A 14,902-nucleotide genomic window follows, 5' to 3' on the forward strand; every position below is an offset into this window, starting at 1 on the left:
TGGGCGCATGAGAGTGGAGCGAGGCGCGTTCGACGGGGTCCTGATCTTCGTTCCGACCCCCCACCACGACGACAGGGGCTTCTTCACCCGCACGTTCGACACGGCCATGGCCGCCGAGCACGGGCTCGACCCGGCCGCGTTCGTCCAGGACAGCCAGTCCCGCTCGCGGCTCGGCACCCTGCGCGGGATGCACTGCCGGCTCGGGCGGGGCGAGGCCAAGCTGGTCAGGTGCGCCCGCGGGGCGATCCACGACGTGCTGGTGGACGCGCGACCCGGCTCGCCCACGTTCGGCGAGAGCTGGAGCGTGGTGCTCGACGACAAGGAGTTCGCCCACCTGTACGTGCCGCCGGGCCTCTTCCACGGCTACCAGGCGCTGACCGAGCAGGCCGACGTGTGCTACCGGATCGACAGGGAGCACGACCCGGCCGAGGACCTGACGGTGCGCTACGACGACCCGGACCTCGCCATCGGCTGGCCGCTCCCGGTCACTGCCATCAGCGCGCGGGATCTCGCGGCGGGCTCGTGGAAGGAGGCGCGGGAGCGCCTGCTCGGCTGAGTCCGCCCTGCGCGGCGGGGGTCGCCGCCCGCGCGGCGCGGGCCTCGCGCAGGAGGGCTCCCGCCGCCCCCACCAGCAGGAACGACAGCCCGGTGATCACCGCGTACGCGCGCAGGTCGAAGGTGGCCGAGCCGATCAGCGGCACCACCAGGCAGGCCGCCAGCGTCAGGCCGAGGTCGCGGCCCGCCGGGTCGGCCAGCAGGCGCCTGGCGCGCAGCGCCGACCAGATGCCCGCCGCGAACAGCCCCGCGAAGGCCAGCACGCCGATGATCCCGGTCTCGACGGTCGTGAGGATGTACTGGTTGTCGAAGACCAGGTACTTCGGGGCGTACCAGGTGCCCAGCCCGCGGCCCAGCCAGGGGTGCCGGCCGATCTCGGTGGCGGCGGTGGCGTAGTCCATGGTCCGCCAGCGCAGGCTTGAGTCGTTGGAGATGTTGGTGAACAGCGCGACGATGGCCCCCAGCACGCCCGGCACCACGAGCTTCACCCCGGCGAGGAAGAGCAGCGCGGCCCCGGCCGCGAGCAGTCGCCGCACCTTCGGCCAGCCGATGAGGAGCACCACGGCGGCGCCCGCCAGCCCGACGAAGGCCGAGCGCGACACCGAGAACACCATCCCGGCCGCGATCAGCGCCGCGCACACCCACCACCGCAGCGACGGCCGGCCCCGCTCGCGCGCCTGGAACGCGAAGTGCAGGGCGATCGGCAGGATCATCGCGCACATGACCGCGAACTCGATGGGGTGCCCGGTGGTCGCCGCCACCCTGCTCAGCCCGTTGCGCTCCAGGATGAACAGCTCCTGCTGGGTGAAGCGCAGGCCGGGCAGCACCATGTACTTCGTCGGGTCGAAGGCGAACAGGAACTGCACCGCCCCCACCACCCCGAGGACGGCGCCCATCACGGCGACCGTCTTCAGCACCAGGTCGAGCCGGTCCCGGCCGCGCACCCCGTCCACGACGAGCAGCACGACACCGATCATGGCGAACGCGGTGATCAGCATGTGGTCGGCCAGCTCCACCTCGTCCCGGGGCAGCGCGCCGGCCGTCGCGTAGGCGTACGAGGCCAGCAGGGCGGCGGCGTACACGAACACGGCGGAGCGGACGAGCGTGCGGCCCTTGGCGGCGCCGAGCGTGCCGGTGAAGTGCGCGCACAGCCACCACACCAGCGCGAACAGGCCGACGGACTCGGCCGGGGTGATCGCGAAGGACAGGCCCCGGTACACCAGCCGGGCCGGGACGATCATGAGGATGACGGCGAACACGACGCCGAGCGTGGCGCCGTCGGCCCGGTGCGGCCCCGGCGGCGCGGACGCCTCCGGCGGAGTCCGGGTCCCGGCCGGGGCGGCGGTGGTCGAGGCGGCCGAGGTGGTCATGCCGGCCGCCGCCGGTCCAGCGCCGCGGCGACGCTCTCCGCGGCGAAGCCGGCGGTGAGGCCCGCGAACAGGCCGAGCGCCAGCACGGCCGCCGCCGTCCGGCTCTTGCCGCCGCGCTGCTCCAGCGGGCTGGTCGGCGTCACCATCTCGGTGAGCTTGATGTACGTGCTCGGCGGCGCCTGGAGCACCTGCTGACGGGCGACCATCTCGGTCTTGGCCTGCTGCACCAGCTTGACGACGAGGGCGTGCGCGACCTGCGCCGACGGGCTCTTGGCCTCGATGATCACGAAGGGGCCGTTGGCCAGCAGCTCGGGGTTGGCGCTGCCGTTGTGGACCACGTACGTGGTGTCGCCGCCCGGCGGCGCGCCGAGTTTCGCCGCGGTCTCGGGGGCGCTGAGCGCCTGGAGCAGGATCGAGGCGGAGACGTTGAGCGCGCCGTCGTAGTTGAGCAGCGGGTTGACGCGGGGGTTCGGGTAGTCGGGGTTGGCTGGAACGCTCCCGCCCGTGACGGGCACGGTCAGGACCAGCACCGCGCTCGACTGGTAGACGGCCGGGACCGTCCGGTAGACGGCGAACGCCACCCCGAGGGAGAGCAGGAACGCGGGCAGCGTGACGTACCACCGCCGGAACACGACCAGGACCGTCCCCCAGAAGTCCAAGGCGCTTCCTCCCCCGTGCCGGAAAACCCATGTTCTCCCACCAAGTCATCGTTTAATCCGGCATGCGGCGTTACCGGGGAATTTGTAACGAGACAACGGTGCAGCGCGATGTCACTGCCGGGGCATTTCGCGTCCATTCAGGGGTGGGGAGCACCGATGCAGCATGTGCAGAGCTTTACCTTCCGCCGCGACGAACTCCTTCCGCTCGCCGACGGCCTTCGGGAAAGCTTTCTCAAGGCCAGCCCGTTCCGGCATGTCGTCATCGACGACTTCCTGCCCGCCGAGGTCCTGGAGCCGGTGCTCGCCGAGTTCCCCGAGCCCCGCGACCCCGAGTGGCAGCGCTTCGACAACGCCAGGGAGATCAAGCTCGCGCTCGCCGACACCGAGCGCATGGGCCCCGCCACCCGCCACCTGCTGGCCGAGTTCAACGGCCAGGTGTTCGTCGACTTCCTGGAGCGGCTCACCGGCATCGAGCACCTCGTGTCCGACCCCCACTACGACGGCGGCGGGCTGCACCAGATCCGGCCCGGCGGGTTCCTGAAGGTGCACGTCGACTTCAACCGGCACCGCAGGCTCGACCTCGACCGCCGGCTGAACGGGCTGCTCTACCTCAACAAGGACTGGGAGGAGTCGTACGGCGGCCACCTCCAGCTCTGGGACAAGGACATGACCACCTGCGAGCACCGGATCCTGCCGGTGTTCAATCGGTTCGTCCTGTTCGCCACCACGGACGACGCCAACCACGGCCACCCGGAGCCGCTGACCTGCCCGGACGACCGGGCGCGCCGCTCGATGGCGCTGTACTACTACACCAACGGCCGCCCGGACGAGGAGAGGCTGGACGAGCACGACACCAAGTTCAAGCAGCGGCCGGGCGAGGAGTGGAAGAGCAGCCTCCGGCAGACGGCCAGGCGGTGGGTGCCGCCCGCGCTGGCGGACCTGGCCGGCCGCCGCAAGTAGCCGCGGTCCCGCACGGGGTCAGCGGCCGTTGAGGCGCACGACGTCGATGGGGCCCGTCTCGTCCGGATCGCCGGACGGGGCGGGCCCCGGCCCGTCACCGGCCGGCTCCGGCGCCAGGTCCTCCGGCGGCGCCCCCTCGGGCTCGCTCTCCTCGGAGGGGACCGGGGTGCGCGGGAACAGCCTCCGGCGCACGACCGCGTACGCCGCCCCGAAGCCGGCCACCAGCCCGAGCAGCAGCCCGCCGACGGCGCCCTGGAGCCTGGCCGAGCCGTCCGCCTCCGGCGGGAGCCGTACGACGTCCTCGGCCTGCACGAAGGTGATCGGGTGCGCCTTCAGCTCGTTCTGCCGGTCCTCCAGCTCCTGCCGCAGCCGCTCCTGCGTCGCCGCCAGGACCTTGGCGGCCGTGGCGGGCGAGTCGCTCTCGACCTGGACGTAGATGAACGGGCCGGTGGTGCCCACGCCCAGCAGCGTGGGGTTGCTGCGGCCGTCGTCGACGGTCAGCTCGGTCGGCCCGTCCTCGGTGACGCCGACGGACGCGAACACGTCAGAGGTGTTCATGGCCAGGATGAGGATGCTGGCGGTGGTCCGCAGGTCGTCGGTGAACTGGAGCAGGGGGTTGGTCTGCGCGACGGGCTTGGTGCCGTCGATGGAGCCGCCGCCCGACGGGGTGACGAGCACCATGGAGGCACTGGTCATGTACCGCTCGGGGATCACCAGATATCCGGTGAACGCCAGGGCGACGGCGAGGACGGCGATCGGGATGGCGATGAACTTCTGCCGGGCGAGGCCGAGAATGGTCGTCCAGAATTCCATTTATCCCCTGCCCGATACGCGCGGCAACGGGGGCGCCATAAACCCCCCGAAAGACCGTTCCAATGCGAACATCGCAATTTCCCGTACGCCCGTTACATCCGCTTTGTTACGCCGGCCTGTTCTGACGCGATGAACTCCACGGTGGCCGGAAACCGGCCGGTGCGGGGGTGGGCATGACGTCGGGGGAGACTGCGCCGTCCGAGCAGCCCGGAAGGCTGAGCGGGCTGGACGGCATCCGTGGCCTGGCCGCGCTGTTCGTGGTGCTGCACCACTGCCGGCTCCTCTCCTTCCCCGGCTTCCCCGCCGACACGGGCCCCGCCTGGGCGAGCTGGCTGCTCTACGGTCACTTCGCCGTCGTCGTCTTCATCACGCTGTCCGGCTTCTCGCTGGCCGTCTCCCCCGCCCGGTCCGGCTGGCGGCTCGGCGGGCTGGGCCGGTTCGCGCGCCGCCGCGCGTGGCGCATCCTGCCGCCGTACTGGGCGGCGCTGGTGTTCAGCCTCGCGGTCGCGTGGGCGCTGGTGCCGCAGCCGGGCCAGGGAGCGCCCACGGCCAAGAGCGTGGTCTTCCACGGGCTGCTCGTGCAGGACCTGTTCGGCTCGCCGAGCCCCAACGGGGCGTTCTGGTCGATCGCGATCGAGGCGCAGCTCTACTTCGCCCTCCCGCTCCTGCTGCTGGTGGTGCGGCGGCTCGGCGCGGCGGCGATGGTGGCGGCCGTCACCGTCGTCGTGGTGGCGGTGGGCCTGCTCGCGGGCGGGGTGCCCGCGGTGGGGATGCTCATGCGGCTGACGCCGCAGTTCGCCGTGCTGTTCGCGGCCGGGGTGCTGGCGGCCGGGGTGCTGCGCGCGCCGGTACGGGGACCGGTCCGGGCGGCGCTGCCCTGGGCGGCGCTCGGCGCGGTCGTCCCCGTGGTCGCCCTCGTCGCCGTCCAGGGCCCGGTCTGGACGGTCGCGCACTTCTTCTGGGTGGACCTGGCGCTCGCGCCCGCGGCCGGGCTGCTGCTGGCGGCCGTGGCGGGCGGGCGGCCGAGGCCGCTGGTGCGGCTGCTCGACAGCCGCCCGATCCGCTCGCTCGGCTCGTTCTCCTACAGCCTGTACCTGGTGCACGCGCCGGTGGTGGTCGTGCTGCACCACTTCGTCGTCGCGCCGCGCTTCGAGCCGGGCGTGACCGGGTTCCTGGTGCTGCTGGCGCTGGCCGTGCCGGTCTCGGTGGTGTTCGCCCGGGGGTTCGCCGCGCTGTTCGAGCTGCCGTTCCAGCGCCACCGGGGGGCGGCGGCGCTGCGGGCGGCCGTACGGGAGCGGCTCTCGCGGGCGCGGCCCGTCCCCGAGGCGCCCGGGGAGTGACCGGGGCTACCGGCCGACCAGCGCGGCGCCCAGGCCGGCGAGCCGGCGGCCCCGGCGGACGGCGGCCGTGCCGTGCCTGCGCACGTACATGCGGGCCACGATCGCCCGGCCCCTGCGGCGCTGGGCGGGGCTCAGCCCGACCTCGCCGAGCGCCCGCAGCAGCTCCCTGCACTGGAGCAGCGTGGAGACGCGCACGTGCCAGGCCGGGGCGCCGAGCTTGCGGGCGATGTCGGCCATGCGCTGCGCCTCCCAGTCACGGCCGGCGAGGATCTCGGGCACGTGCCCCCACGGGCCGGCCAGCGCCATCCGGGCGGCGAAGATCTCGTCCTCGCGCAGCAGGACGGGGCCCCGGTTGACGGCCATGACGCGGGTGCGGCGCATCAGCGCGTACAGCGGGTCCATGGCGAACGGGTCCTCGTTGAGCATCCGCAGCGACTCGGCGAACCGGTCCACGGGGTCGTCGGACAGGTAGCCGGTCCCCGTGTACGGCGCGGTCCGCGTCGTGCCGTCCGGGCCGGTGTACGCCTGCTGGGTGGTCACCAGGAGCAGCCGCTCGTCCCGGGCGAAGACCTCCAGGCAGCGGGAGACGTAGTCCGGCGCCAGCCAGTTGTCGTCGCCGGCCCACCGGTAGAACTCCCCCCGGGAGCGGCGGATCGCGTCGCTGAAGTTGCGCAGCTGCCCGATGTTCTCCGGCTGCCGGTGGTAGACGATCCGCGGGTCGGTCGCGGCCCAGTCGCGGCACACCTCCTCGGTGCGGTCGGTCGAGGCGTTGTCGCAGATGACCAGCTCGATCGCGCGATGGTCCTGCGCCAGGACCGAGGTGATCGCCTTCTCCACGCGGTCGGCGCCGTTGTAGACGGGCAGCCCCACGGAGACCAGCGTGTCGTCGAATGCCATCAGGCGCTCCTTCTGACGAGCTTGTGCAGCGCGGCGCCGGGCACCACGACCAGGACGAAGAGCAGCAGCCCGGCGCCGCCGGCGACGGCGAGCCGCACGAGCGCGGGCCCGCCGGAGGTCAGCGAGTCCAGGACGAGCATCAGCGCGCCCGCGGCGACCGCCCCCACCGCGGGCCGGGCAAGGGCGGGCAGCGCGGGCGTGACCCGCACGCCGACGCGGCGCAGGAGGAGCAGGGCGACGGGGAACGCGACGACCACGGCCACCAGCGCGTGCGCGACGGCCGCGCCCCTGATGCCGCCCAGGTGCGCCCCGGCCACCAGCGCGGGCAGCAGCGCGGCGGCCCACACGAGGTTGAGCCACACGGTGGTCCTGGTGGCGCCCAGCCCGGTCAGGATGTCCACGGCCAGGAACGAGATCAGCATCCGCACCACCATGAGCACGGCCAGCCAGCGCAGCACGCCCGCGGAGAAGTCCCACCGCTCGCCGTACAGAAAGGTGACCAGGGGGTGCGCGAGGACGCCCATGACCAGCGCGGGCGGCAGCACGAAGGCCACCATCACCGGCACGGACCTGCGCACCCCCTCCGCCAGCGCCGCCGGGTCCTCCGCCAGGCGGGAGAAGCTCGGCAGGGAGACGTAGCGCAGGGCGGTGCCGATGATGCCCGGCACCCAGCTCGACACGTTGAACGCCAGCAGGTAGTAGCCGAGCTGCTCGGACCCGAGCACGTCCCCGACCACGACGTAGTCGGCGTTCATCAGCACCGCTTCGAGCCCGAACCCGAGGGCCGACGGGATGCCGAAGCGCAGCAGCCTGCCCGCGACCTCCCGGTCCAGCGCGATCCTGACCGGCACCCAGCCCCAGACGAAGATCAGCACCCCGGTTACCACCGACGCGGCGACCTGCCCCCACGCGAAGCTGTAGGCGCCCGCGCCGCCGAACGCCAGCGTGATCGCCACGGCGGCGTTCGCCACGAACCCGACCATGATGGCGAGCGTCAGCTTGTCCTGGTCGAAGCGGCGCAGCAGGGCGGCGCTGCGGACCGCGGTGAACGCCTCGATGAGGATGATCGAGGTGAGCAGCCTGACGACGCCCGTGGCCTCCCCGTCACCGGCCATCCGGGCGAAGACCGGGGCGAACGCCCAGAAGATCCCGTACAGCCCGGTGGCGAACAGGAAGCTCAGCACCGTGGCCGTGGGCGCGATCTCCTCCAGGCGGCCCCGCCACTGCACGGTCGCCGCCTGGATGCCCACGTCCTTGATGTGCATGACGAGCTGCGTCGCCGCCAGCGCCACCGCGTACGTGCCGAAGTCCTCGGGCGCGAGCACGCGCGCCAGCACCAGCCCCATCGCGAACGAGCCGGCCCTCGTGACGAGGTTGCCGAGAATGCTCCAGCGCAGCCCTCGGCCCGCCCGGGCGCCGATCTCCTCGACGCGCTCCGTCTCGTCCATCCGTGCCTTTCCCGGCCGTGCCTGCTAGGGGGTGACCCGTTCGAGCCAGATCTCGCGCCAGAACGGCACGAACTCGCGCGGGCAGTTGAGGCTGTGCACCCCCTGGCACACCACGCTCTCCAACGTGATGCAGGGGGACTTCATCGTGAGCAGGCGGCCGGAGCGCTCGTCGATGCACCGCTCGACGCGGGCCTGGACGCGGACCACCTTGCCGCAGTAGCGCGCCATCTCCTCCTCGAAGCCGAGGCCGCGGTTGAGCATGTCCTGGTTGAGCGTGGCCAGGATCTCCGCCTGCGGCTTGACCCGGACCAGCTCGCCCGGTTTCAGGTCCAGCGAGCCGGTGGGCGTCCGGCCGCGCAGCCCCGGGCGCAGGAACCCCCAGCGCAGCCCCTCCCTGAACCACAGCCTCTTCGGCAGGACCCGCCTGCTGACCGCCTGGAGCCGGTTGAAGACCCCGATGAGCAGCGCGTGGACCGTGCGGACCGGCCCGACGTTGCCGGAGCGCACGTCGGTGACGTACTGGCCGACGCTGCGGACCGGCAGGCAGACCGGGGCCGCGCGCAGCAGCTCCGTCGCCTGGCAGGAGTAGCGCTCCTCGCCGTCCGCCCCGGGCGGCTTGCGGGTGTTGACCTCCAGCAACGGCAGAAGCCGCCCCTCGGGCACGGCCGGGGACGCCTCGCCGCCGTCCCCCGCCCGCTTCAGCCACGCCTCCTTCCAGTACAGGGAGCAGGCCGTCTGGCAGCCGCCGTGCGCCGAGCCGTCGCAGCGCGCCCCGGTCAGGTGCACCGCGCGCTCCATCCGGCGCAGTCCGCTGCGGGTCTGCGTGTCGCACAGCTTGTGCGCGACCTTGTGGACGGTCATCCGGCGACCGCAGAACGCCAGCATCTCCGGCATGAACGGCAGCCCGTCGAGCTCGCCACGCTCGTCCAGCGTGGCGAGGATCTCGGCTTCGCCGCGTACCTCCACCACGTCTCCGACCCTGAGGTTCAAGCGATCTCCTTCAGCAGTCCGGCGGCGGCCAGCGCCCGCGCGGCGTCCTCGACCGCCTCGAAGGGCAGTCCCGAGCGTTCGGCGACGTCAAGCAGGCTGTGGTCCCCGTCGGACAGGTTCAACACCCATAACATCGCCATCTGCGCCTGTTTCGTGTCACTTCTCCCGCCGAGAGATCCGTAGAGGCCGCGCCGCCCCAGCTGCGGCTCGCCGTACGGGCTGAGGTTGAGGTAGGTGCGCTCCCCCTCCAGCACCCCGACGACCCGCCACAGCGCGTCCAGGGTGTCGGCCATGGCCTCCGGCGTGACGAATCCGGGGTCGTCGGCCGAGGTGTGGTACTCCGGGTAGCCCGCGTACGGCGTCCTGGTGAGGCCGCCGAACGGCAGGTCGAAGCCGGGCGAGCAGAACTGCCGCTCGTCGTAGCCGTACGGCGAGAAGTCGAGCACCGTGTGCGGCCGGTCCCTGAGCACGTGCGTGACGGCCCGGTCGATGCCGGCGTCGCCGCGCCTGCTGCGCTTGTAGGTGAGCTGCCCCCGGTCGCCCGCGCAGGCCAGGGTGAGCCCGTGCCGGACGAGTCCGACGCGGTCCCGGTTGAGCGCCAGCCAGGTGATCGCGCCGATGGTGCCCGGCATGAACAGGAACCGGTACGTGTACCGCCGCCCCGGCATCGCGGCCAGCCGGGTCGCCAGGGCCGTGGCGACCGCGATCCCGGCGAGGTTGTCGTTGGCCAGCGACGGGTGGCACACGTGGCAGGAGACGACGACCTCGTCCGGCAGCTCGCCCGGCAGCACGTGCTCGGCGATGGTCAGCGACCCGTCGGCGAGGGTCGAGTCGACCAGCACCTCGTACGGCCCCTCGCCGAGCCCGTCCAGGACGTCCTGGCTGAGACAGAACCCCCATGTCTCGGCGTAGTAGCCGGTCCGGTAGGGGACCAGGGACGGCTGCTCCGGCAGCGTGTGCAGGCGCGGGCGCAGCTCCTCCAGCGTGAAGACGCCGGAGACGGGCACGCTGTAGCCGACGACGTGCAGGTTCGAGGCGCGGAAGTCGACGACCCGCCGGCCCGAGGGGTCCTTGACGTAGGCGTCGCGGATGTTCCATTCCTTCGGCACCGTCCAGTCGAGCACCTGCGTGCCCGTCGGCACCTCGGTCACGGTGAGCGGCAGCCGCTCGCCGATCACGTCGAGGGTGCGGCGGACCCCGTCGCCGGTGATGCTCCGGCAGATCGGGTACAGCCGCTCGACCAGGGCGTGCATCTCGTCAGGCGTCATGGCCGCAGCTCGGCGGTGATCTCGCCCGCGGCGCGCCGGTCCGACAGCCTGGCCAGGCGCGTGTAACGGCGCTCGAAGTCGTGCCTTGTCAGCCCGTACGCGCGGTAGGCGTCCACCAGCTCCGCCGCGCCCTCCTTGACCGTCCAGCGGGCCTCGTAGCCGGGCAGCGCCTGCCGCACGCGGGAGAAGTCCACCCGGTACGAGCGCGGGTCGCTGCCCGTCTCGCCGGTGATGACCAGCGTGGAGCCGGGCACGGCCTCGGCGACCTCGGCGGCGATCTCGGCGACCGTCACGTTGTTGCGCTCCGTGCCCACGTTGAAGGCCCGGCCGTGGACGGCCTCGCGGGACGCGGTGAGGGCGCGCAGGAACGCCTCGGCGATGTCCCGGGCGTGCACCAGCGGACGCCACGGGGTGCCGTCGGACAGCACCCGGACCTCGCCGGTCAGGTGGGCGTGCCCCACCAGGTTGTTCAGCACGATGTCGGCACGCAGCCGGGGGGAGAAGCCGAACGCGGTGGCGTTGCGCAGGAACACCGGCGAGAAGTCGGCGTCGGCCAGCTCCGCCAGGTCGTCCTCCACGCGCACCTTCGACTCCGCGTACGGCGTGACGGGCCGCAGCGGCGCGTCCTCGTCCACCAGGCCGTCGCCGCCGGAGGCGCCGTAGACCGAGCAGGTGGAGGCGTACAGGAAGCGGCTCACCCCGGCGTCCCTGGCCAGGCGGGCCAGCCGTACGGAGGCGTGGTGGTTGATGGCGTGGGTCAGCTCGGGCGCCAGCGACCCGAGCGGGTCGTTCGACAGCGCCGCCAGGTGGACGACGGCGTCCACGCCGTCGAGCACGGCGGGGGTCACGTCCCGCAGGTCCGTCGCGTGGGCGGGCGGGTCGTCGGGCACGGGCCCGAGCACGCAGTCGGCGAACAGCCCCGAGTCGAGGCCGACCACCTGGTGGCCCGCGTCTCTCAGCACGGGGGCCATCACGGTGCCCAGGTAGCCCTGGTGCCCGGTCAGAAGGATCCGCACGTTCAGTCTCCAGCCAGGTCGATGGTGAGCTTGCGGGTGTAGAACGCCTCGGCGTAGCGGGCGCCGCACTCGACGCCGCGGACGCGGGCCAGCCCCAGGAACGCCTCCCGGTCGTACCAGGACCGCCCTTGCTGCGACGGGTAGTGGCGCTCCAGCAGGCCGGCCTTGGCCTCGGCCGTGCCGGGGGTCAGCGGCTGGTAGACCGAGGGGCGGCCGAGGTCGCCGTCCCACTTGACGATCTCGTAGCCGAGTGTGAGGTGGTCGCGGAAGACGGTGGGGACCAGCTCGGCCAGGCCGCGGTGGTCCTGGTGCGCGTCGCCGTGCCAGGGGGCGAGGACGAGGTCGGGGCTGGTCTCGGCGCGCAGGTCCTCCAGCGCGTCCTTGGCCTGCTCCCAGTGGGACGGCAGCCGCCCGTCGGGCAGCTTCAGCACCGTGACGGCCAGGTCGGCGCCGGGGCAGAAGGCGGCCAGCGCGGCCCGCTCCTCGTCCTCCCGCCCGGTGCCGCCGCCCGACAGCACGAGCGCGTCCACCCGCACGCCGGGCCGCCCCGCGCAGAGCGTCAGCAGGGTGCCGCCGGCGCCGATGGGGATGTCGTCGCAGTGCGCGCCCAGCGCGACGACCCGGGTCAGCGCGCCTGGCCGGAGTCCCCTCACCGTCATGCCTCCCACAGGGCCCACGGCCGGTCGCCGCGCTCCCAGGAGCGGTCCAGCTCCAGCCGCTGGTTGACGGTGTCGCTGGGCCGCCAGTAGCCGCGGTGCCGGTAGGCGAGCAGCCGGCCGCGCTTGGCCAGCTCGGCGCAGCCGTCGGCCACGAGGTCGCCGTTCTCCGGGATGTGGTCGAAGATCTCCTGGCGCAGCACGAAGAAACCGCCGTTGACCCAGAGCGGCATCGCGCTGACCGGGGTGATGCCGCCGACGACGTTCGCCTCGCTGACGTCCACCACGTGGAAGGTGTTGGTGGGCGGCACCACCATCATGGACGCGCCCGCGTCGGTGGCCGTGAAGCGGCGGATCATGTCGGTCAGCGGCGCGTCGGTCAGCACGTCGGCGTAGTTGGCCAGGAACATCTCCTCGCCGTCGAGGTGGTCGCGCACCCGGCGCAGGCGCTCCCCGATGGGCGAGTCCACGCCGGTGTCCACCAGGGAGACCGACCAGCCGGAGATGTCGCTGGACAGCAGCTCCACGCGCCCGTCGCGGAGCACGAAGTCGTTCGAGACCGTCTCGCGGTAGCCGAGGAAGAAGTCCTTGATGTGCTGCGCCCCATAGCCGAGGCAGAGGACGAACTCCTTGTGCCCGAAGTGCGCGTAGTACCGCATCACATGCCAGAGCAGGGGGCGCGGCCCGACGAACTGCATGGGCTTGGGCAGGTCCCCGCCCGGCATCTCGCTGCGCATCCGGGTGCCCCGCCCGCCGCAGAACAGGACGACCTTCACGACACCACCTCCAGCTCGGGGATCGGGAAGACCAGCCGGCCGCCCCACTCGCGGACGTAGGAGAGCTGCTCGACCAGCTCGTCACGCAGGTTCCACGGCAGCACCAGCACGTAGTCCGGCCGGTCGGCGGCGATCCGCTCCGGCGGCAGCACGGGGATGCGCGAGCCGGGCGTGAACCGGCCGTGCTTGTACGGGTTGCGGTCCACGGTGTACGGCAGCAGGTCGGGGCGGATGCCGCAGTAGTTGAGCAGCGTGTTGCCCTTGCCCGGGGCGCCGTAGCCGGCGACCGTGCGGCCCGCGTCCGCCGCGTCGATGAGGAAGCGCAGCAGGTCGCGCCGGACCTTCGCCACCCGCGCCGCGAAGTCGTGGTAGCCGGACAGCTCGTGCAGCCCCGCCGCCTTCTCCATGGCCAGCACGTCGGCCACCCGGTAGGAGGGCGAGGCCGTCGGGTCCGGCACCGCCCACAGCCGGATCGAGCCGCCGTGCGTGGGCAGCAGCTCCACGTCCACCAGCCTCAGGCCGCCGCTCGCCAGCGCCCGCCGCGCCGAGGCCACCGTGTAGTACTGGAAGTGCTCGTGGTAGATCGTGTCCCACTGGTTGAGCTCCATGAGCGTCAGCAGGTGCTGCACCTCGATGGAGACCCGCCCGTCGTCGGCCACCAGGGCGCGCAGCCCGCGGGTGAAGCCGGTGACGTCGGGGATGTGCGCGTACACGTTGTTGGCGACGACCAGGTCGGCCGGCCCGTGCTCCTCGCGGACGAGGCGGGCGGTCTCCGGGGTGAGGAACGCGGTGAGCGTCGGCACGCCGCGGTCCCGGGCGGCCTGGCCGACGTTGGCCGACGGCTCGATGCCGAGGCAGCGCACGCCGCGCTCCACCACGTGCTGGAGCAGATAGCCGTCGTTGCTGGCCACCTCCACCACGAACGCGCCGGGCGAGAGGTCCTGCTCCTCGACGAAGCGCCGCGCGTGCTCCACCCACGACGTCGAGTACGAGGAGAAGTAGGCGTACTCGGTGAACGTCTGCTCGGGGGTGATGAGCGGCGGCAGCTGGGCCAGCCAGCACTCCGTGCAGACGCGCAGGTGCAGCGGGTAGGTCGTCTCGGGCTCGTCGAGCCGGTCCGCGGGGAGGAACGACTCGCATGGCGGCGTCGCGCCGAGATCCACCACCCCGGCCAGGCCGGTGGAGCCGCACAGCCGACAGGCGGCGGCCACGTCAGCGCACCCCGGCCGGCGCCAGGGCCTCGGCCTCGGCCTCGTAGGCCGCCGCGAGCTCCTCGGGCATCGGCGCGAGGTCGCGGCACCGGACGAAGTCGCGCAGCGTGGTGCCCGTGCAGCGGGCGTCGACGTTGGGCGCGCCCCTGCGCTCGCGCACGTCGGCGAGGTGCACGGTCCGGAAGTCGATGCTGAAGCGGGTCCGGCCGGAGGTGTTGGGCACCGTCGAGTGCAGGTGGGCCCCGGAGAACATCAGCACCCCGCCCGGCTCGGGCACGACCCGGATCTGCGGGTCGAGGTCGATCTCCTCCTCCGGCCTCGGCTGGGACCGGGTGTCGCCGTGGACGTGCCGGGCGGCGGTCCGCCTGCTCGTCCGGTTCCACTCCGCGTAGTCGTAGCCGGCGCTGCCGTTGCGCACCGGCGTGTCGAAGTAGCCGGGATGGAAGGCCATCACGTTCTCCGGCACCACCTCGAAGACCGGGACCCACCAGTTGACCTGGTTGAAGGGGGCCGAGTACCAGCAGTCGCGGTGCGGGTGGAAGGCGTACGAGATGCCCGAGACCAGGTAGTCGTGCGAGGTGGAGGTGCGTAAGCGGGGCACGTCGAAGTAGGTCAGCGACGGGTCGCAGCCGCGCTCCTCGATGAGCGCCGGCACCAGCTCCTTGCACCTCGGATGGTGGATGAAGCGTGGCTTCAGCTCGGCCAGCAGCCGGGCGAAGTCCTCCACGGGCATGTCGTGCTGCGCGGTCTCCGGGTCGCGCGCGCCGAACGCGTCGGCGACCAGCTCCCGGGCGAAGCGCACCAGCTCCGTGGCCGCCGGCGAGGCGGAGTGGACGAACAGGTCACCCCGGAACAGCATGTCGCGCCGCCGGTCGTCGGTCACCGTGCTGTTGGAGAGGACGGCCGTCATGTGGAAGATCCCTTTCTCGAGGTATAGGTGCGG

Annotated in this window: 15 protein-coding genes; 3 read left to right on the forward strand and 12 right to left on the reverse strand. The window is 72.6% G+C overall.

All coding sequences use genetic code 11. The features are described from left to right. Window positions 1-7: 7 nt before the first annotated feature. Complete coding sequence (locus MTP10_RS01815) at window positions 8-556, forward strand: dTDP-4-dehydrorhamnose 3,5-epimerase family protein (protein ID WP_310707157.1); 549 nt, start codon at window positions 8-10, stop codon at window positions 554-556. Here MTP10_RS01815 and MTP10_RS01820 read toward each other — a convergent pair. Then, window positions 495-1,925 carry an O-antigen ligase family protein gene (locus MTP10_RS01820; protein ID WP_310707158.1) on the reverse strand — a complete coding sequence of 477 codons (1,431 nt, stop codon included), beginning with the start codon at window positions 1,923-1,925 and terminating at the stop codon, window positions 495-497. The two genes, MTP10_RS01815 and MTP10_RS01820, sit on opposite strands and share 62 nt — an antisense overlap. After that, on the reverse strand, window positions 1,922-2,584 hold the full coding sequence (locus tag MTP10_RS01825) for a hypothetical protein (protein WP_310707159.1): 663 nt from the start codon (window positions 2,582-2,584) through the stop codon (window positions 1,922-1,924). Before MTP10_RS01825 ends, MTP10_RS01820 begins: the two co-directional genes overlap by 4 nt. A gap of 156 nt (window positions 2,585-2,740) precedes the next feature. Between MTP10_RS01825 and MTP10_RS01830 the strand changes: the two genes are divergently transcribed. Next, the gene (locus tag MTP10_RS01830) at window positions 2,741-3,544 is read left to right on the forward strand and encodes a 2OG-Fe(II) oxygenase (protein WP_310707160.1); all 804 of its coding nucleotides are present in this window, start codon (window positions 2,741-2,743) and stop codon (window positions 3,542-3,544) included. Window positions 3,545-3,562: 18 nt separating this feature from the next. Here the strand turns inward: MTP10_RS01830 and MTP10_RS01835 are convergent, their stop codons facing one another. Then, a complete protein-coding gene (locus MTP10_RS01835; protein ID WP_310707161.1) occupies window positions 3,563-4,357 on the reverse strand; it encodes a hypothetical protein in 795 nt (264 codons plus the stop codon). A gap of 173 nt (window positions 4,358-4,530) precedes the next feature. Here MTP10_RS01835 and MTP10_RS01840 point away from each other — a divergent pair, with 173 nt between their 5' ends. Further along, complete coding sequence (locus tag MTP10_RS01840; RefSeq protein ID WP_310707162.1) at window positions 4,531-5,697, forward strand: acyltransferase; 1,167 nt, start codon at window positions 4,531-4,533, stop codon at window positions 5,695-5,697. 6 nt (window positions 5,698-5,703) lie between these two features. Here the strand turns inward: MTP10_RS01840 and MTP10_RS01845 are convergent, their stop codons facing one another. The 9 genes from MTP10_RS01845 to MTP10_RS01885 are packed head-to-tail and all read right to left on the reverse strand — an operon-like array spanning window position 5,704 to window position 14,869. After that, window positions 5,704-6,594, reverse strand: a complete 891-nt coding sequence (locus tag MTP10_RS01845) for a glycosyltransferase family 2 protein (RefSeq protein ID WP_310707163.1) — start codon at window positions 6,592-6,594, stop codon at window positions 5,704-5,706. Beyond that, the gene (locus MTP10_RS01850; RefSeq protein ID WP_310707164.1) at window positions 6,594-8,042 is read right to left on the reverse strand and encodes an oligosaccharide flippase family protein; all 1,449 of its coding nucleotides are present in this window, start codon (window positions 8,040-8,042) and stop codon (window positions 6,594-6,596) included. The genes MTP10_RS01845 and MTP10_RS01850 overlap by 1 nt, the downstream gene beginning before the upstream one ends. Window positions 8,043-8,066: 24 nt before the next feature. Continuing rightward, window positions 8,067-9,032: a hypothetical protein gene (locus MTP10_RS01855; RefSeq protein ID WP_310707165.1), complete on the reverse strand. Its 966-nt coding sequence runs from the start codon at window positions 9,030-9,032 to the stop codon at window positions 8,067-8,069. After that, window positions 9,029-10,300 carry a DUF4910 domain-containing protein gene (locus MTP10_RS01860; RefSeq protein ID WP_310707166.1) on the reverse strand — a complete coding sequence of 424 codons (1,272 nt, stop codon included), beginning with the start codon at window positions 10,298-10,300 and terminating at the stop codon, window positions 9,029-9,031. Before MTP10_RS01860 ends, MTP10_RS01855 begins: the two co-directional genes overlap by 4 nt. Then, window positions 10,297-11,316, reverse strand: a complete 1,020-nt coding sequence (locus MTP10_RS01865; RefSeq protein WP_310707167.1) for an SDR family oxidoreductase — start codon at window positions 11,314-11,316, stop codon at window positions 10,297-10,299. Before MTP10_RS01865 ends, MTP10_RS01860 begins: the two co-directional genes overlap by 4 nt. Before the next feature lie 2 nt (window positions 11,317-11,318). Then, window positions 11,319-11,975: a PIG-L deacetylase family protein gene (locus MTP10_RS01870; RefSeq protein ID WP_310707168.1), complete on the reverse strand. Its 657-nt coding sequence runs from the start codon at window positions 11,973-11,975 to the stop codon at window positions 11,319-11,321. Continuing rightward, on the reverse strand, window positions 11,972-12,748 hold the full coding sequence (locus tag MTP10_RS01875) for a glucose-1-phosphate cytidylyltransferase (protein WP_310707169.1): 777 nt from the start codon (window positions 12,746-12,748) through the stop codon (window positions 11,972-11,974). The genes MTP10_RS01870 and MTP10_RS01875 overlap by 4 nt, the downstream gene beginning before the upstream one ends. Then, window positions 12,745-13,959, reverse strand: coding sequence for a class I SAM-dependent methyltransferase (locus MTP10_RS01880; protein WP_310707170.1), 1,215 nt, complete (start codon window positions 13,957-13,959; stop codon window positions 12,745-12,747). The genes MTP10_RS01875 and MTP10_RS01880 overlap by 4 nt, the downstream gene beginning before the upstream one ends. 1 nt (window position 13,960) lies before the next feature. After that, the gene (locus MTP10_RS01885; protein WP_310707171.1) at window positions 13,961-14,869 is read right to left on the reverse strand and encodes a hypothetical protein; all 909 of its coding nucleotides are present in this window, start codon (window positions 14,867-14,869) and stop codon (window positions 13,961-13,963) included. Between the last annotated feature and the right edge of the window lie 33 nt (window positions 14,870-14,902).

It is taken from the genome of Nonomuraea sp. 3-1Str, from assembly GCF_031570565.1.
In the GTDB taxonomy this organism is placed as follows: Bacteria; Actinomycetota; Actinomycetes; order Streptosporangiales; family Streptosporangiaceae; genus Nonomuraea.